Annotated in this window: 16 protein-coding genes and 1 tRNA gene; 4 read left to right on the top strand and 13 right to left on the bottom strand. The window is 43.9% G+C overall.

The genetic code is table 11. From position 1 onward, the window contains the following. Position 1 precedes the first annotated feature (1 nt). Genes whiA through murD form a run of 10 tightly spaced genes read right to left on the bottom strand, consistent with a single transcriptional unit; the run spans position 2 to position 10081 of the window. A complete protein-coding gene (whiA, locus tag RBI_RS05860) occupies positions 2–943 on the bottom strand; it encodes a DNA-binding protein WhiA (RefSeq protein ID WP_038671701.1) in 942 nt (313 codons plus the stop codon). 13 nt (positions 944–956) lie between these two features. Then, positions 957–1814, bottom strand: coding sequence for an RNase adapter RapZ (gene rapZ, locus RBI_RS05855; RefSeq protein WP_038671699.1), 858 nt, complete (start codon positions 1812–1814; stop codon positions 957–959). Positions 1815–1874: 60 nt separating this feature from the next. Further along, positions 1875–2789 (bottom strand): UDP-N-acetylmuramate dehydrogenase, encoded by a 915-nt coding sequence (murB, locus tag RBI_RS05850; protein WP_038671698.1) that lies wholly within the window; start codon positions 2787–2789, stop codon positions 1875–1877. Positions 2790–2834: 45 nt separating this feature from the next. After that, the gene (locus tag RBI_RS05845) at positions 2835–3557 is read right to left on the bottom strand and encodes a phosphatase (RefSeq protein WP_038671696.1); all 723 of its coding nucleotides are present in this window, start codon (positions 3555–3557) and stop codon (positions 2835–2837) included. Positions 3558–3596: 39 nt separating this feature from the next. Beyond that, on the bottom strand, positions 3597–4556 hold the full coding sequence (gene hprK, locus RBI_RS05840; RefSeq protein ID WP_022286731.1) for an HPr(Ser) kinase/phosphatase: 960 nt from the start codon (positions 4554–4556) through the stop codon (positions 3597–3599). Positions 4557–4583: 27 nt separating this feature from the next. Further along, positions 4584–5855, bottom strand: a complete 1272-nt coding sequence (locus tag RBI_RS05835) for an aminotransferase class I/II-fold pyridoxal phosphate-dependent enzyme (protein ID WP_038671694.1) — start codon at positions 5853–5855, stop codon at positions 4584–4586. Continuing rightward, a complete protein-coding gene (locus RBI_RS05830; RefSeq protein WP_038671692.1) occupies positions 5848–6624 on the bottom strand; it encodes an N-acetyltransferase in 777 nt (258 codons plus the stop codon). The genes RBI_RS05835 and RBI_RS05830 overlap by 8 nt, the downstream gene beginning before the upstream one ends. Continuing rightward, positions 6621–7640 carry a M42 family metallopeptidase gene (locus RBI_RS05825; RefSeq protein ID WP_038671690.1) on the bottom strand — a complete coding sequence of 340 codons (1020 nt, stop codon included), beginning with the start codon at positions 7638–7640 and terminating at the stop codon, positions 6621–6623. Before RBI_RS05825 ends, RBI_RS05830 begins: the two co-directional genes overlap by 4 nt. Positions 7641–7646: 6 nt before the next feature. After that, positions 7647–8663 carry a M28 family peptidase gene (locus RBI_RS05820; protein ID WP_038671688.1) on the bottom strand — a complete coding sequence of 339 codons (1017 nt, stop codon included), beginning with the start codon at positions 8661–8663 and terminating at the stop codon, positions 7647–7649. 26 nt (positions 8664–8689) lie between these two features. Then, entirely contained in the window at positions 8690–10081 is a 1392-nt protein-coding gene (gene murD, locus RBI_RS05815; protein ID WP_038671687.1) for a UDP-N-acetylmuramoyl-L-alanine--D-glutamate ligase, read from the bottom strand. Positions 10082–10416: 335 nt separating this feature from the next. Here murD and RBI_RS05810 point away from each other — a divergent pair, with 335 nt between their 5' ends. From RBI_RS05810 to eno, 3 genes are all read left to right on the top strand, one after another. Then, positions 10417–11562 carry a ribose-phosphate pyrophosphokinase gene (locus RBI_RS05810; protein WP_022286725.1) on the top strand — a complete coding sequence of 382 codons (1146 nt, stop codon included), beginning with the start codon at positions 10417–10419 and terminating at the stop codon, positions 11560–11562. 71 nt (positions 11563–11633) lie between these two features. Then, entirely contained in the window at positions 11634–12341 is a 708-nt protein-coding gene (locus tag RBI_RS05805; protein WP_038671685.1) for an IspD/TarI family cytidylyltransferase, read from the top strand. A 412-nt stretch (positions 12342–12753) separates the two neighbouring features. Beyond that, complete coding sequence (eno, locus tag RBI_RS05800) at positions 12754–14049, top strand: phosphopyruvate hydratase (RefSeq protein ID WP_038671684.1); 1296 nt, start codon at positions 12754–12756, stop codon at positions 14047–14049. 210 nt (positions 14050–14259) lie between these two features. On the opposite strand, the gene RBI_RS05795 is transcribed toward eno, so the two are convergent. From RBI_RS05795 to RBI_RS05785, 3 genes are all read right to left on the bottom strand, one after another. Then, a tRNA-Lys gene (locus tag RBI_RS05795) sits at positions 14260–14335 on the bottom strand. Between the two features lie 184 nt (positions 14336–14519). Further along, positions 14520–14891: a zinc-ribbon domain-containing protein gene (locus RBI_RS05790; protein WP_022286722.1), complete on the bottom strand. Its 372-nt coding sequence runs from the start codon at positions 14889–14891 to the stop codon at positions 14520–14522. Between the two features lie 98 nt (positions 14892–14989). After that, positions 14990–16096, bottom strand: a complete 1107-nt coding sequence (locus tag RBI_RS05785) for an SGNH/GDSL hydrolase family protein (protein WP_022286721.1) — start codon at positions 16094–16096, stop codon at positions 14990–14992. Positions 16097–16311: 215 nt separating this feature from the next. Between RBI_RS05785 and RBI_RS05780 the strand changes: the two genes are divergently transcribed. After that, positions 16312–17502 (top strand): ATP-binding protein, encoded by a 1191-nt coding sequence (locus tag RBI_RS05780; RefSeq protein WP_038671682.1) that lies wholly within the window; start codon positions 16312–16314, stop codon positions 17500–17502. Positions 17503–17523 lie beyond the last annotated feature (21 nt).

The raw sequence follows: 17523 nt of genomic DNA, 5'->3' as shown, positions 1-17523 counted from the left end.
TTTATTCCTCTTTCAGTGCAAGACCTTTTTCAACTCTTATCCTGTCAGCTATCTCTGCTATCTTCTGCAATCTGTGGTTTGCCCCCGAACGTGAGATAGGAGGATCTATGGCTGCACCAAGATCTTTAAGATTGTAGTCGGGATTATTATATCTAAGCTCAGCTATCTCCTGCAAATTATCAGGAAGAGAATAAAGCCCCACTGTCTCGTCTATAAGCTCGATATCGCTTATCTGCTTTTCCGCTGCTTTCAGCGACTTCTCTATATTGGCGTTATCGCAGTTCACCGCTCGGTTTATCTTGTTGCGCATATCTTTCATCATTTTTACGTTCATAAGTTCAAGCGAACACATAGGCGCACCCATAAGAGTAAGCATATCTATGATATTCTCAGACTCTTTTATGTAAACTATCTGTGCGTTCTTACGTTCAACATGCTTTGGAGTGATATCGTAATTATCTATAAGCAGCATACCAAAATCATTGCAAAGCTCTATCGTTGGCATAACGAACTCCATATGATATTTTTTCTCAGGATTGTTCACCGAACCGCAGGCAAGAAATATACCAGCCACGAGCTGTGGATAAAACTTCTCTTTAGGCAGGTCAGCTTCTTCCAAACGCCTGCTCTTATCCATTCTGAAATAGTCAAGAAGTGTGAGCCTGTCCTCACGCTCAGGAATATCCAAAGCATAAAGCACAACGCCGTTTCGCTTTTTCTGCTCTGTGACCAACACTGCGTTTTCATTACCGGTTATCCTGCCGGTGTTCAACACGAAAAAGTCTGCTACCGCTTTGTTTTCAGTGAGAAAAGATATCTCATCATCTGACAGGCAGTTACAGTACGTGAGCATACCCATCATGCACACGTCAGCCTTTGGCTTTGAATTTATCTTGCTGATTATTTCTTCTTTTGCTCTGTATGAAAAGGATACGTCCTCCAACTTTCAAACCGCCTTACTGATTATTTATATCTCTGTGTGTTATTCTTATCCTGTGACCTTGCTTTCTCAGATGCTCCGCAACTGCTTCTGCAAAGGTAACGCTCCTATGCTTTCCGCCCGTACAGCCGAACGCTATAACAAGCTGTGACTTGCCCTCTTTTTCGTAAAGAGGTATGAGATAGTCGATAAGATCTGTTAGCTTGCCTAGAAGCACTTTGGCTTCGTCAAAGCTCAAAACATAATCATAAACGTCCTTGTCAAGACCTGTTTTGTTCTTAAGCTCAGGTACATAAAACGGATTAGGCAGACACCTTACGTCAAATACAAGGTCGCCCTCGCTCATTGCACCGAACTTGAACCCGAACGACTGAACATCAATATGCATAAACTCGTTGTTTCCAAGAAATATTGAATAAAGCCTTTCCTTAAATTGAGCTGTTGAGCTTCTGGACGTGTCTATATAAAAATCAGCCTGTGCTTTTATAGGTCTTAATATCTCACGCTCAGTTTCAATAGCTTTTCTTATGTTTCCATATGACACCTCGTCAAGAGGGTGCTTTCTTCTTGTTTCCTTGTATCTTCTCACGATAACGTCATCTGAGCTGTCAAGGAAAAGTATTTTAAGACTCACGCCCTCGCCCTGAAGCTGCTTTACTGTGTCTTGAAGCTTCAGAAAAAGGTCGCCGCCTCTTATATCAACAACAAACGCTACCTTGTCTATTTTTCCGTCAGACTGACTGCATATGTTTGCAAACTTTGGGATAAGCTCAGGCGGCATATTATCAACGCAGTAATATCCTATATCTTCAAGCACATTCACGGCACTTGATTTTCCCGATCCTGACATACCAGTAATTATCACAAACTGCATAACGTTCATTCCTTTCTTACAAAGCTGAAAAAAATCATCACTTATTGATCCCTATTTAAATTATTCCTTGTAAGGTATTATCTTTACCTCACATTCAAGAAGATAGCCTGTCTGCTCTTTGACAATGTGCTGAACGTGTCTTATCACCGACATTATATCCTCAGTTGTTGCACCACCCTTGTTCACCACAAAACCGCAGTGCTTTTCAGACACCTGTGCTCCTCCCACTGTGTATCCCCTCAGACCACAGTCCTCAATGAGCTTTCCTGCAAACTGTCCCTCAGGTCTTTTAAAGGTCGAGCCTGCACTTGGATATTCAAGTGGCTGTTTTGAACGGCGTCTGCCCATAAGCTCCACCATTTTGTCCTGAATATCGTCATACGCTCCTGCCTCAAGTCTGAACACTCCTGAGGTTATGACTTCGCCGTTTTTCTGATAACAGCTGCTGCGATAAGCAAGAGCCATTTTATTTGCCTCTGTAGTATGTACAGTGCCGTCTGCCCTCACGGAGTTCGCAGAGGTTATAACATTTTTAATCTCACCGTCATAAGCTCCTGCGTTCATATATATAGCACCGCCCACAGTTCCCGGTATGCCATAGGCAAACTCAAGTCCTGTGAGGTTATGCTCAAGAGCGAATCTGCACAGCTTTATAAGGCTGCACCCAGCCTCGGCGTATATGGTGTTTTCGTTCATCATTTTTATCTCGTCCACTGACTGACCCATGAGGAACACCACGCCCTCATAGCCTCTGTCATCAAAGAGAAGATTTGAGCCATTTCCAACAACAATATATCTTACGTTCCATTCGTGTGCGGCTCTAACAAGTTTTGCAAGGCTTTCCTCTGAGCTTATATCCACCATTGCAGTACACGTTCCGCCTGTGCGGAATGTGGTATGCTTTGAAAGCGGCTCGTTGTAGACAACATTACATTCAAGCTCTGAGGCAAGATCAAGCAGCTTTTGTGTATTCATATATATCTGTAAAACGCCCTTGTGAGGGCTTCTCCTTTCATCGTTTTAAATATCGAGGTTTGGTCTTTTCGCAAGAACATATTCCCTTATCTTTTCCCAATCACTGTTCATGATAAGCTTCTCAGGAAAATCAAGTTCCTCCGCTATCTTTGCCACTTTCGGTGTTTGACCGATAAGCTGACAGAAATGACAATCAGAGTCAAAGACCACAGGCACTTCATACTTTTTGCAAAGTTTCATAAGCTCCACTACGTTTCTTCTGGGCGACCTTTTGCACGCAAATGAGCTTTCGTTTATCTCCACAAGCTTGCCGTACTCCTTGAACGCCTTTACGCCCTTTTCATAATCGAATATAAAAGGTGCGGTGGTGCAGTGACCTATGACATCCACCTGAGGGTTCTGTGCGACTTTCAGCCAGCTTTTAGTGTGGTTCTCAGGTGTCGAGGGAGTATAGCAGGCACTGTGCATAGACGCCACCACCCATTCAAGTCCTGAAAGCAGCTTTTCGCTGGTATCAAGCTCTCCGTCATCGCTCACAACGTTAGCCTCTATACCTCTGAGGACGGTTATCCCGTTTATCTTTCTCGGCAGTATGCCAAGGTTCACAAAGTGCCAGATATGTGGCGAATCGGGCATTTTCATGGCATGGTCTGTCATTGCTATGCCTTTCATTCCGTATTTTGCCGCCCACTGGCAGTTCTCTGTTATGGTGGAGTAAGCATGAGTTGAAGCTATAGTGTGCGTGTGCATATCTCCCTGTAAGTGCATTATGATCTATCTCCTATTTAAAAAAGTATATGCGTGTTTTTAGAAATTATCCCAGTTCTTGACCTTGTCTTTCTTGTCCATTTGCAGACCAAGATTCTGCAAAAGTTCAGCGGCAGCGTTATAACCCATTTTCTTCTGACGGTTGTTCATAGCCGCAACTTCAAGGATAACAGCAAGGTTTCTGCCCGGCTTTATAGGAATGGTAAGGCTCGGTATCTTGATTCCGAGAATAGTTGTATACTCGTTGTCTACACCCATTCTGTCGTATATCTTTGTGCTGTCCCAAGGCTCAAGTTCTACGATAAGGTCTATCTTCTCACTTACCTTTACAGCACCCATACCGAACAGACGTCTTGTGTTGATGATACCGATACCTCTCAGTTCGAGGAAGTGACGGATATTATCAGGTGATGAGCCGACAAGCGTTCTGTTTGATGTCTTTCTGATCTCAACGGCATCGTCAGCCACAAGTCTATGACCTCTCTTTACAAGCTCGATAGCGGTCTCGCTCTTACCAACGCCGCTCTCGCCCACGATAAGGATACCCTCGCCGTATACTTCGATAAGAACGCCGTGGCGTGTTATTCTTGGAGCAAGTTCAACGTTCAGGTAGCCGATAAGTGCGGCGATAAAAGCTGTTGTGCTGTCCTGCGTTCTTGCGATAGGCACGCCGTATTTCTTAGCTATCTCAACCATTTCAGGGTAAAGCTCATGACCTCTTGCCACGATAAAAAGCGGTATCTTTGTAGCAAAAAGAGCGTCTATCCTCTCATATCTTGTTTTCTCGTCAAGTGAAGCAAGATAAGCAAACTCCATATTTCCGCATATCTGAACACGCTCTGCATTGAAATACTCATAAAATCCCATAAGCTGGAGTCCAGGTCTGTTACAATCATTCTCAGTAACAACAAGGCTGCTGATGTTCTCAGGAGCATAGATTATCTCCATATTAAGCTGTTTGATTATCTCCTCGACAGTAACGCTGAATATCTCTGCCATTGAATATCATTCCTTTCCAGTCAAATTTTATATTCTAAGTAAACCTTTGTTATACATCTCCTGTGCGGCAAGCATAACGCCTGCTTTGCCTGTTGGGTATGTGATACCGCCCTGAAGCCATGCGGCAAACGGCGGTCTTATAGGTGCGTCGGCTGAAAGCTCTATGGACGCACCCATTGTGAATGCTCCTGCCGCCATTATAACCTTGCTGTCATAACCCGGCATATCCCATGCCTCTGGAGTAACATAGCTGTCAACCGGCGAGCCTTTCTGTATTCCCTGACAGAAAGCCACGAGGTTTTCCTCGTTTTCAAGAAGAATAGATGCGATTATATCCGTTCTTGTTTCGCCACTTTCAGGGAGAGTCTTATAGCCAAGCTTTTCAAAGAAACGGCAGGCGAAAACGGAAGTTTTCAGTGCTGATGCGACCACCTGCGGTGCTAAGAAAAAGCCAAGGAGCATTTCTCTGTTCTGATTAAGTGAACAGCCGACCTCCTTGCCCATGCCAACACAGGTGAGCCTGTCTGCACACTTTTCCACTAGGTCTGCTCTGCCGCAGATATATCCGCCTGTAGAAGCAATTCCACCGCCCGGATTTTTGATAAGCGAGCCTATGATGATATCTGCACCCACGCTCAGAGGTTCTTTTCTTTCAACGAACTCGCCGTAGCAGTTATCCACCATGACGATTATATCAGGATTAGCTTTCTTTGCTGTTTCTGCTATCTTTCCGATTATCTCCACTGTCAGTGACGGTCTGAGAGAATAGCCTCTTGAACGCTGGATATAGGCTATCTTTGCGCCAACGGCTTTCTTTGCTATCTCGTCATAATCAGGGTACATCTCGTCAACAAGGTCTACCTGCTCATACTTTACACCGAAATCAATAAGTGAGCCGTTGCCCTTTTCACCTCTGATACCGATTATCTCCTCAAGGGTATCATATGGCTTTCCAGTGCAGGCAAGCATTGTGTCTCCACTTCTAAGCACTCCGAAAAGCGCTGTTGACAGTGCATGAGTGCCGTTCACAAAAGTGTGTCTTACCAAAGCATCCTCACCGCCCAGCGCCTGAGCGAACACCTTGTCTATAGTATCTCTGCCCATGTCGCCGTATCCGTAGCCTGTTGTGCCTTTAAGACAGCCCTCGCTCACACGATTGTCGATAAAAGCTTTCAGCACTTTCTGTCCGTTATACTCGGCGTTGCTGTCTATTTTTTCAAACATCTCCCTGCACTCATTCTCTGCTTCGGAGGCAAGAGATAAAAGCTTTGGGTCTATATCAAATATACATTCATTCATTTTCAATTCTCTCCAATACAAGATCTATTCCGCAGGCTTTAAAGCCTATCTCCTCATAATAGCTCACTCTATGGGGTCTTGCAAACAATCTAACCTGAAAACCGTCCTGCGTGAGCTTTTCACCTATCCAATACAAAAGCTGTCTTGCATGGAACTTTCCACGCTCCTCAGGTATCGTTCCAACGTGTCCCACAAGTGCCACTCCATCTATGATATACTGTATAGTGGCAGTGGTGTAGTTTCCAAGCAGGAATGACTGCGAAAGTCCTCTTCTTACTCGGTGGGAAGTATCCGTAAGCCACAGCTCATAGGAATTTTTTATGGCAGGGAAACACGGTGCGAGTATCCTGAAAACATCATCGAGTTTTGGAAGCTCGTTCACGTCAAGGGGCGGAATATCGTTTTTTGCAACAAAGCTGAACTCCGTCCTTTTGTCGCCCTTATACTCTGCCTTAGTAAGCTCTGCAAGCTTATCTGAATACTCCGCCTCGAACTCCACTGCGGCAGGCTTATTCATAAGGATAAACCCAGCAAGCTCGCCCAATACCTTATCGTCAAATCTCTTATCCTTAAAAGTCGATATCATCATAGAGGCGTTGAATACTGATATGATACCAAGCTTTTCTCCGTTTTCCTCAACGGCATAGAAATGCAGAAAATCATACCCTGTGCCGTATGCCGCAAAGTGCGACTTTATACGCCTTGTATAATTGTTAGGTTTAAGACCGCTCAGCAGTTCTGAGCTGATCTCTTTGGTTTCATAGATCATTTGTTATAAGTCCTATCCAAGATCAATTTTGTAAGAACATAAGCGTTCTCAAAGTCCGCCTTATTTATCACGCAGCTTGGAGAATGAAGATATCTGCAAGGGAGCGACACTGCGGCAGTCTTTACACCACCACGGGAAACGTGTATCGCACCTGCGTCATTTCCTCCTGCCACCATTGTTTTGGTCTGGCACGGCAGACATTTTTCTTCCGCCGCAGAAAATGCAAGCTCATAAAGCTCACGGTCATACATTGTGTGTCTGTCCATATATGAAACAACAGGACCTTTTCCAAGCTCACATACCCTTTTCTCTCCAGAAGCCGATGGAATATCCGCCGCAGTTGTGGATTCAAGCACCACTGCATAATCAGGCGCAACAGTGAACGCTGCACAGGTAGAGCCACGCAAACCTATCTCCTCCTGCACCACGAAGGTGAAATATGTGTCATACTCCACGCCCTCTTCTATCATTCTGAGCATTATTGCACAGCCTGCTCTGTCGTCTATAGCCTTGCACTTCACGAAGCCCTCGCCGTACTCTACAAAATCGGAAACAAATCTCACACTGTCCCCAAGGCGCACAAGCTTTAAGGCTTCCTCACGGCTGTCAACGCCTATATCTATGGTAAGCTTATCAAAAGGCACAGACTTTTTTCTCTCCTCGGCAGTGAGGTTATGGATAGCCTTTCCCCCCACAACGCCAAGGACGTTATTCCTGCCGATTTTGACACGTCTGCCGAAAACAACTCTTGGGTCAACACCGCCGACTGAGGACACTTTCAGCGTGCCGTCAGAATTCACATAGGTGACTATCATGCCAACCTCGTCCATATGAGCAGACACCATTATCTTGTTTTTAGGCGTATTTTTGCCCTTACAGAAAGCTATGAGATTGCCAAGGTTATCCACCCTTATTTCAGCTTTATCGCCTATTTTATCTATTATATATTCTCTTACCGCTCCCTCGTCGCCTGAAATGCCGTCAAGGAGGCAGAGGTCTTTCAGTTTATCCAACATAAATATCTACACTCTTTTCAGATATTCTGCAATAAGCAGAGCCGTATTATCAATATCGTTTATATCCACTATTTCAACAGGCGTGTGCATATGCTTTTCTGGAATGGATATGGTAACGGCTTTTGTTCCGCTTCCGCTCACACCGATAGCGTCAGCGTTCGTACCTGTTTTTCCGCTCATGACTTCAAGCTGATATGGTATGCCCTTTTCTTCTGCAAGGCTAATAAAGCTATCTGACATCTCTCGTGAAAGGGACGGAGCAATGCCTATCATCGCTCCCTTGCCCATTATGCCGCACTCTTCCTCGCTTTCATAATGAGTCCTAGCAAAGGAAACGTCCACCACTATCGCATAGTCTGCACTGATATCATATGCTGTTGTTTTTGCACCACGCTCGCCAACTTCTTCCTGAGTTGAAAAGCACACTGCGATATTATAAGCTGTCTGTTGACCATTGAGAAGCTCCAAAGTCTTTAGGATAGCCGCACAGCCTGACCTGTCGTCAATTGCTTTAGATGTCACACGGCTTCCTGCGAGCCTTTCGGCTTTGTTTTCTATAAGCACTCTGTCACCAAGAGAAACATACTTTGCTGCATTTTCACGGCTCGTGAAACCTATATCTATGAAAACGCTGTCAAGGTCAGGTGCGACAGAGCTGTCTTTTTCAAGGTGAGGCGGAGTTGAAGTCACGATGCCCGTGAGCTTTTCTTTGCCGTAAACTGTCACCTGCTGAGCCAAAAGAAGCCTTGTATCAAGACCACCGCAGCCTGATATTTTCAAAAAGCCGTCCTCTGTGATGTATGTGACTATCATGCCTATCTCGTCTATATGGGCGTCAAGAAGCATAACAGGCTTGCCGTCCGCCCAGCTTCCAACCTTACAGATAACGCTGCCAAGAGCGTTATCCAAGGTGACTTCGCCATACTCTTCAAGGAGCTTTGCCGCAGCCTCAGCCGCTGAGCCTTCCGCTCCTGATACGCCTGCCGCAGAGCAAAGCTGTGACAGTATCTCAAATGTATCCATAATACATATCCCTGCTTTTTATAAAATTAGAGTTCGTTCACAAGTCGCTTGAAATGTCTGCCTCTTGCCTCAAAGTTAGGATAGAGGTCAAAGCTTGCACAGGCTGGTGAAAGTGTGACAACATCGCCCTTTTCAGCCATTTTCTGTGCTGTAAGGACTGCTTCTTCAAGTGTCTTTACTCTTACTATTTTCAGACCGCTTTCAGGATAGAGCGGGCTTTCTGTAACAGCCTTTTCTATCTTGTCTGCTGTCGCGCCAAGAAGAATGAGTATCTTTACGTTCTTGTTCACAGGCTCGGCAAGAGGCTCAAAAGGTATCTTCTTGTCATAGCCGCCTGCGATAACAATAAGCTTCTGATTGAATGAATTAAGTCCTGCGATAACTCTTGTAGGGCTTGTTGCGATAGAATCGTTATACCACTTAACGCCGTCTATCTCTCTTACAAATTCAATTCTATGCTCAACGCCACCGAAGTTCTTTGCTACCTGAACTATGCTCTGGATAGATACCTCGCCCCATACTGCGGCGATAGCTGTGAGATAGTTCGCAACGTTGTGGATACCAGGTATCCTTATATCGTCCTTGTGCACTATCTCTGTAGTTCTGCCCTTTTCCGTGTAGCAAAGCATACCGTCGTCATTAAGATATGCGCCTGTCTGAACAGGGTGCTTAAGGGAGAATGTGACAAGCTTTCCTCTTACGAGGTCTGCAAGCTTTATTGTTTCCTCGTTATCCTCATTGAGGACAGTTCTTGAGTATCCGTTCTGATGAGCGATAAGGTTGGCCTTTGCACTGATATACTCCTCCATTGTTCCGTGAACGTTCAGGTGGTTTGGAGTGATGTTTGTGATTGCGGCAACGTTTGGCGACTGTCTCATTGAGATTAGCTGGAAGCTTGAAAGCTCAACTACTGCAACATCGCTGTCTGACATTGTTTCAACTATAGGCAGAAGAGCCTTGCCGATATTTCCGCCGATATGGACACGCTTGCCCTCGGCTTTGAGCATTTCGCTGATAAGGGTAGTAGTAGTAGTCTTTCCGTCTGAACCTGTTACGCCGTATATCTTGCATGGGCAGAGGTCAAAGAAAGTTTCCATTTCTGATGTAATGGCAACGCCTGCTTTTCTTGCCTTTGTGATAGTTTCATCATTATAGTACATACCAGGTGTTCTGAAAACTATATCGCAGTTGAAGATGATATCAAGATAATGCTCGCCCAATGAGAACTCACAGCCCTTTGCGGAAAGCTCCTCATAGATAAGCTCATCAAATTCGTCCTCTGTCTTTTTGTCGCAGACAACGCATCTTATGCCCTTTGAGAGAAAAAGCTTTATAAGCTCAAGGTGACTTACGCCCGTGCCTATGAACGCTACTCTCTTATCTTTTATTTCCATGAAATATCTTTGTGCTTTTGTCATATCATTAACTCCTTCAATAATTCTGTCAGTTGTGTGCAATATACTGCACACATACCTATTCTATTTTATTATATATCATTTTATCCAAAAACGCAAGGACTTTTTTATATATGCAAAAAAAGTTTACCTGTCGTGCGGTTAGCAAACGTTTACTTGATTTTTGTGTCTAAATGTGCCGCAGTAACAGTGTGTTTTTTGTGAAAAGTGAGAAAAATTTATTATTTGCAAAAAAGCTATTGTAAAATCGGGATTTATAAAGTATAATATATGTATATTGGTATGTTTCGTACTGACCTGAGGTCAGACAACAATTAGTATTGGAGGATATGATAATAATGGGTAATGCTGACAATGTATTGTTCGACAATGACTCAAGAGTTGCACCGCTTGGTCTTATTGCTATGGCAGGCGCTTCCGAGCTTGGCAAGAAGGTAGATGGTTATCTTACAAAATGGGCTAATGAAAACGAATTTGTTAAGGATACTTTCCTTGTTGAGGCTGTTTGTCCTAGATTTTCTTCCGGTGACGGCAAGGGCCTTATCAAGTCATCTATCAGAGGCGACGATCTTTTCATTCTCTGCGACGTAGGAAACTATAGCTGCACATACAACTATTTCGGCAGGGAAAACTGTATGTCACCTGACGATCATTATCAGGATCTTAAAAGAATAATCCAGGCTGCAGGCGGTAAGGCTCACAGAATAAACATCATCATGCCTTCCCTTTACGGCGGCAGACAGCACAGAAGAAACTACAGAGAATCTCTTGACTGTGCAGTTGCTCTTCAGGAGCTTCAGTCTATGGGCGTTTCAAATATCCTTACTTTTGACGCTCACGATCCAAGAGTACAGAACGCTGTTCCACTCATGGGTCTTGACAACATAATCCCTTCCTATCAGGTTCTCAAGGCAATGTTTAAAAACCTTTCAGATTTCAGACCTGACAAGGATCACTTCATGATAATCTCCCCTGACGAGGGCGCTATCAACAGAAATATGTACTACGCTTCTGTTCTGGGCGTAAACCTCGGTATGTTCTATAAGAGAAGAGATTATTCAACTATCATCGACGGAAGAAACCCTATCGTTGCTCACGAATACATGGGCAATGACGTTGCCGGCAAGGACGTTTTCATTGCCGACGACATCATCTCATCAGGCGAGTCGATGCTGGATATCGCTGTAGAGCTTAAAAAGCGTAAAGCTAACAAGATCTACTGCTATGCTACTTATCCAATTTTCACAAATGGTCTTGAATCATTCAACAAGGCTTATGCTGACGGCATTATCGACGGCGTATTCGGTACGAACCTCACATACAGAACTCCTGAGCTGCTTTCAAGCCCATGGTTCTACGAGGTAGACTGCTCTAAGTACATTGCTTACTTCATTGCATCACTCAATCATGACAAGTCAATTTCACAGGTCATCGACCCACACACAAAGATCGAAGCTCTGCTGAAAAAATACGGCATAAAGTAAATTCAATACACAACGATAAAGTTCGGGGCGGACGGCTGTCCCGAACTTTTTTTATATGAGGAGAAGATAAAATGATATTTGCAGGGATAGTTGCAGGAGGCTGTGGCTCTAGGGTAAAAAGTGCGGTTATACCAAAGCAATTTATAGAGATAGGCGGAGTGCCTGTTATCGTTATAACAGTGAGAGCGTTTCTTGCAGTGGAGGAGATAGATATGGCTTATGTGGGCATAAAACCTGACTGGCACGAATACACTAACGAGCTTTTTGAACGCTTCGGGATAGACAAAGAGCGTGTAAGAGTTATAGACGGCGGAGCTGACAGAAACGGCACTGTAATGAACATAGCTGAGGCAATAGTCGCTGAACATGGTAAGAATGAGGGGGACATAATACTCACCCATGACGCAGTTAGACCGTTCGTGACGGAGAAGATAATAAAGGACAATATAAGTGCAATGGCGAAACATTCCGCCTGCGGAACTTATATGCCTGCGGCTGATACCATAATAAGATCTGACGGCGAAAAGGTCAGGGAAACGCTTAACAGAAGCGAGCTTTATCAGGCGCAAACTCCGCAAACTTTCAGACTCGGGGATCTGAGGAGGAATTATTATTCGCTTAGCGAGGAGCAAAATAAAAAGCTGACGGACACTTGTTCTGTGTTTACAGCTTGTTATGAGGATATATACCTTGTCCTCGGGGACGCATTGAATTTCAAGATAACCACAGATAGCGATCTAAGAATGGCGAATGCACTTGCAGAGTTAAGTGAGAAATGAGAAATAAATCAAGGCGGTGACGGAGAACGATCTCTGCACCGCTTTTTTCTATACCCTACCATGCTTTGTGCGGTTTTCAGCATAAATAAGATCACGTCCAAAACGAATATTCTCACAAAGCTTGTCAATAATAACAAACGAAAAGTTTCGCAAAGCTTATCTGTTGTTCAAAAAGACAATAGCCATGCCGGCAGGCGGTACACCTTTTGTGCATACCTATAAAATATATTAGATACGCCTAACTAAGATTGACATACGGCTTCACGCATGGTAAAATAAATGTGGTTAGTAGCTACTAACCTCGTGAGAATAGATCATGCAGACTTCTCTATGATGACAAGAGCGAAATGTCATCAGCCCGAATGGTGGTGCGTTCGGGTAGTCTGCATAATATTAAAAAGGAGCTTATATTATGAACTATCTTGAGATCGTAAAAGTAATCGGACGTGAAATTCTGGATTCCAGAGGAAACCCAACTGTTGAAGCTGAGGTATATCTCGCAGACGGAACAGTGGGCAGAGGCACTGCACCAAGCGGTGCGTCAACAGGCGAGTTTGAGGCTCTTGAGCTGCGTGACGGCGATAAGGGCAGATATGGCGGAAAGGGCGTAACAAAGGCAGTTGAGAACATCAACACTGCTATCAATGACGCTGTCTGCGGTCTTGACGCTTCTGACATCTATGCCGTTGATAAGGCTATGATAAAGGCTGACGGCACTAAAGATAAGTCAAAGCTTGGTGCTAACGCTATCCTCGCTGTTTCTATCGCTGCTGCAAGAGCGGCTTCTATCTCTCTTGATATCCCTCTCTACAGATTTCTCGGTGGCATTTCAGCAAACAGACTTCCTGTTCCTATGATGAACATTCTTAACGGTGGCGCTCATGCTGCAAACACTGTTGATGTTCAGGAATTTATGATAATGCCTGTGGGTGCTCCAAGCTTTAAGGAAGCTCTTCGCTGGTGCGCTGAGGTTTTCCACGCTCTGGCTGCCCTGCTTAAATCAAAGGGACTTGCTACTTCTGTAGGCGACGAGGGTGGCTTCGCTCCTGACCTTGCAAGCGATGAAGAGGCTATCCAGTATATACTCGAAGCTGTGAAGAACGCAGGTTATGAGCCGGGTAAGGACTTCATGATAGCAATGGACGCTGCCTCAAGCGAGTGGAAAGGCTCAAAGAAGGGCGAGTACGTTCTTCCAAAGGCTGGCACAAAGTTCACTTCTGCTGAGCTTATCGAACATTGGAAAAAGCTTGTTGAAAAGTATCCTATCATCTCTATCGAGGACGCTCTCGACGAAGAGGACTGGGAGGGCTGGCAGCTTCTCACTAAGGAGCTTGGCGGCAAGGTGCAGCTCGTTGGCGACGATCTGTTCGTAACAAATACAGAAAGACTTGCAAAGGGCATCAGCCTTGGCTGCGGCAACTCTATCCTTATCAAGCTCAATCAGATAGGCTCAGTTTCTGAAACACTTGAAGCTATCAAAATGGCTCATAAGGCAGGCTACACTGCGATTTCTTCACACCGTTCAGGTGAAACAGCAGACACAACTATCGCTGACCTTGCAGTTGCTCTCAACACTTGCCAGATAAAGACAGGCGCACCAAGCAGAAGCGAACGTGTTGCAAAGTACAATCAGCTTCTCAGAATTGAGGAAGAACTTGGCGAAAGCGCAGTTTATCCACAAATGGGTGCATTTAACGTAACCAGATAGTTTTTTGTCATATAAGGATCAAGCTACAAGCTTGAAAAAAAGCAGTCCACAGGGGCTGCTTTTTTTGTTGTATAAATGCAGTGTAGGGGCAATCTGAGGTCGCTCGCTCATCACCACTTGCTTGTCCATTTTATCATCACATATAACAGACATAAAAAAATCACGCCCTAACAAAGTAAGGCGTGATCTTGACTAAGGATACTTCCCTAGTGGTGAGCTATCGGGGATTCGAACCCCGGACCCTTTGATTAAAAGTCAAATGCTCTGCCAACTGAGCTAATAACTCATATCGTCCTGCAACGACTTAATTATTATACCAATTTTCCACCCATTTGTCAAGGGGTTTTCGAGAATTTTTTCACTTTTTCCAAACTGCACATATTTATTCCCTATTTGGCATAATTTTATGCGTTTTCTAACAAAAAAACGCCCCTGAAAATCAAGGGCGTTTTATCTGCAAAACTTTAAGATTAGTTTATCTTGTTGCCGCAGTTAGGGCAGAACTGATTTCCAGCCGGAACTTTACCTCCGCAAGTAGGGCAGAACTTTTCACCCTGTGGTGCGGCCTGAGCCTGTGGCTGTGCATATGTCTGCTGTGGAGCGTTCTGCTGTGGAACAGAACCTGCATACTTCTTAAAAAGTGCATAGATGCCGCAGATAACAAGAAGAACAAATGCTATCCAGAACAGTACATACATGAATGTGTAGAAACCGCCATACAGCTTGCTCATACCTGAAAGATAGCTTCCTGCTGCATATGTAACTGCAAGACCCAGAACAACACCTGCACCAGTAGTTACCGGCTTGAGGTACTTGTCAGCAATTTTGAAAAAATCGTTCATTAGAGAATGCCTCCTAATTTAATAATATATATTTATTATACAATCGTTATGTCATAAAGTCAATAGATTCGAGTAAAATTTTTCACTTATTTACGTTTCTATTTGTTTGCTGTAATGACAGAAATAAGCATAAAATCGCTATTTTCTTTACCCTCTGTGTCAATAACTATCTCAACGGTGTGTTCTCCCTTTGCTCCGCTGTATATCTCATCAAGACAGCAAAGGTCTCCCCAATCCTCGTCAAAGTTTGCGTCAAGAAGAACCTTGTTCTGCCTGTCACCGTCTATGACAGCATATGCAACAGGCGCAGGCTTGTTGATAGTCTTTCTGTATTGCAGCATTATAATACTTCCACTCACGTTGAATTTAATACAACTTCCCTGCTTGTGAGCTATCCAACCGCCCTTGAATGGATCGCTCCACTGCTCTGCCGCATGAGTATCAGGCTCAAAGCCCTCCATAACGGGCGAACAGCTATAGTTCTGAAAACGCTGTGCGTCCTCATATCTGCTTGCTGTAAATGGCTCAGGAAGTGAAGGCTTCTTCTCTGCACCAAGCTTCTTATAGTATGAATATTCTGTATCAAGCAGATTGCAGATAAGATCAGCTATCATCTTGTGACCTAGGTCTGTAGGGTGGAGCATATCCGCTGTGTAATCTGCAAGACAAACGTTTCCAAGCTGTATCTCAGGGAAAATGTAGTTTCTTACACTGACGATAGGCAGGTCATAGTGCAGACCGATAGCGTTATGTATGCCCTGTGCATTTGTGCCTGTATCGTAAAAAAGATTGTTTATAAGCACAACCGCCTTGACGCTCTCAGCTTTCAGCAGACGTCTTACAAGGCTCTCGTATGTTTCCATAAATAGGGGCGAACTGCTGTCGTTTACCGAAAACTCAACGAAAACAAGGTCTGGCTGTTTGTCAAGGACGTGTTCCTGCACTCTTGCCACCCCAAACTGCGAGGTAGTTGCACCAATACCAGCATTGAAGTAGCTTATCTCAGCGTCAGGAAAATTCGTCTGCCACCATTTTGCACTGCGGTCAACATATCTTAACTCAGTCTTTGTAGCATTACAGCCCATTGTTATCGAGCCACCCAAATAAACAATGTTAAGCTTTTTTTCATTCTCTATCTTTTTGAATACCTGTGGAAGATAACCCATACTGCCGATATTCATGATAGATACGTTTTTGTCCGTCATATCCATTTCTCCTTTTATTTCTATAATGGTCTATTATAGTATTATAGCATTTTTCAAAACAAAAGTAAATCATAACGGGCAAAAATATTTTGCTTTAAGCTACAAAAAGCGGTAATGTTTTTTGTTAAAATCGTGCAATGTAGATGTTGACGAAAAGTAATGATATGTTGTATAATAAAGAATAAATATAAAATATGAAGAAAGAAGTGTTCATAATGCACGATTTTAAGGCACTCTGCCGTCAGGCACACACATTAGTAATATTCAAGAGCTTACATGAAGTTCCTGTCTTTGAAAAGCTACTTGAAACACTTGCTGTATGCGAATCTGACAGCGACATGGCTATAGAAAAATACTCAGATTTTGTGGCTGAGCTTTTTGCATATTCGGATAATCTTACAGAATATATGCTCAAGCTGGTTCTTGAAAATGAAAACCTTTTTATGCTTAAAAAGGGAGAAGGCAAGGAGACAGGTGCGCTTTTGGAGGAATGTCTTGCAAACGAGCTTGCCGTTATCGAGGAGCTTTCACAGATACCAAGTGACGAGATAATCTCAAAGATAGACTATGACGGCTTTCTGCCGAGATATGCTACACAAAAGCTTGACTTCTCGCAGATATATGCTGACAGGATACATGCTATCGGTCAGTACGGTTACGGCATCTATTCTCAGTATCATGTATTTGTTATCAAAGACGGAAAGATAGTTCCGGTTGAATATCCTGATGACATAAAGCTTTCCGACCTGCACAATTATGAACGTGAGCGTCAGGAGGTCATAAACAACACTCTTGCGCTTTTGAAAGGCAAGCCTGCCAACAACGTTCTGCTTTATGGTGACTGCGGTACAGGCAAGTCCTCAACTGTCAAGGCTATAGCAAACGAATATGCCTGCAAGGGTCTAAGACTTATCGAGCTTAAAAAGAAGCAGCTCCATGAGATACCAGCCATTGTAGAAACGGTAAGCAAAAATCCATTGAAGTTCATTATCTTCATAGACGACCTTTCATTCACAGAGGACGATGATGATTTTGCGGCACTGAAAGCTATCCTCGAGGGAAGCGTTTCATCAACTGCGGACAATCTCTGCATTTATGCTACCTCAAACAGAAGACATCTTGTACACGAGACGTTCTCCTCACGAGAGGGTGACGAGATACACTTCAAAGACACTATGCAGGAGCTTCTTTCACTGTCAGACCGTTTTGGTCTTACTGTCACATATCAGAAGCCTGACAAGAAGATTTACCTTGATGTAGTTGAGAAACTTGCAAAGCAATACGAGCTTAAAACTCCTATTGATGAGGTGCTTCAAAAGGCTGAGGCTTATGCGCTTTCAAGAGCAGGACGTTCACCGAGAGTTGCAAAGCAGTTCGTGGAATACATGAAGGGCATGGAAGACTAATAAATATATTCTGACGATATT

The sequence above is a fragment of the Ruminococcus bicirculans (ex Wegman et al. 2014) genome, assembly GCF_000723465.1.
In the GTDB taxonomy this organism is placed as follows: domain Bacteria; phylum Bacillota; class Clostridia; order Oscillospirales; family Ruminococcaceae; genus Hominimerdicola; species Hominimerdicola aceti.
The sequence above is the reverse complement of the archived record's forward strand: the minus strand, read 5'-3'. Positions and strand labels throughout refer to the sequence as shown.

Excerpts from the sequence above, each read along its gene's own strand:
- rapZ (WP_038671699.1), bottom strand. The coding sequence starts at position 1,814 with ATGCAGTTTGTGATAATTACTGGTATGTCAGGATCGGGAAAATCAAGT.
- RBI_RS05785 (WP_022286721.1), bottom strand. The coding sequence starts at position 16,096 with ATGACGGACAAAAACGTATCTATCATGAATATCGGCAGTATGGGTTAT.
- murD (WP_038671687.1), bottom strand. The coding sequence starts at position 10,081 with ATGACAAAAGCACAAAGATATTTCATGGAAATAAAAGATAAGAGAGTA.
- RBI_RS05825 (WP_038671690.1), bottom strand. The coding sequence starts at position 7,640 with ATGTTGGATAAACTGAAAGACCTCTGCCTCCTTGACGGCATTTCAGGC.
- RBI_RS05790 (WP_022286722.1), bottom strand. The coding sequence starts at position 14,891 with ATGAACGATTTTTTCAAAATTGCTGACAAGTACCTCAAGCCGGTAACT.
- RBI_RS05835 (WP_038671694.1), bottom strand. The coding sequence starts at position 5,855 with ATGAATGAATGTATATTTGATATAGACCCAAAGCTTTTATCTCTTGCC.
- RBI_RS05810 (WP_022286725.1), top strand. The coding sequence starts at position 10,417 with ATGGGTAATGCTGACAATGTATTGTTCGACAATGACTCAAGAGTTGCA.
- murB (WP_038671698.1), bottom strand. The coding sequence starts at position 2,789 with ATGAATACACAAAAGCTGCTTGATCTTGCCTCAGAGCTTGAATGTAAT.
- eno (WP_038671684.1), top strand. The coding sequence starts at position 12,754 with ATGAACTATCTTGAGATCGTAAAAGTAATCGGACGTGAAATTCTGGAT.
- RBI_RS05830 (WP_038671692.1), bottom strand. The coding sequence starts at position 6,624 with ATGATCTATGAAACCAAAGAGATCAGCTCAGAACTGCTGAGCGGTCTT.
- RBI_RS05820 (WP_038671688.1), bottom strand. The coding sequence starts at position 8,663 with ATGGATACATTTGAGATACTGTCACAGCTTTGCTCTGCGGCAGGCGTA.
- RBI_RS05845 (WP_038671696.1), bottom strand. The coding sequence starts at position 3,557 with ATGCACTTACAGGGAGATATGCACACGCACACTATAGCTTCAACTCAT.
- RBI_RS05780 (WP_038671682.1), top strand. The coding sequence starts at position 16,312 with ATGCACGATTTTAAGGCACTCTGCCGTCAGGCACACACATTAGTAATA.
- hprK (WP_022286731.1), bottom strand. The coding sequence starts at position 4,556 with ATGGCAGAGATATTCAGCGTTACTGTCGAGGAGATAATCAAACAGCTT.
- RBI_RS05805 (WP_038671685.1), top strand. The coding sequence starts at position 11,634 with ATGATATTTGCAGGGATAGTTGCAGGAGGCTGTGGCTCTAGGGTAAAA.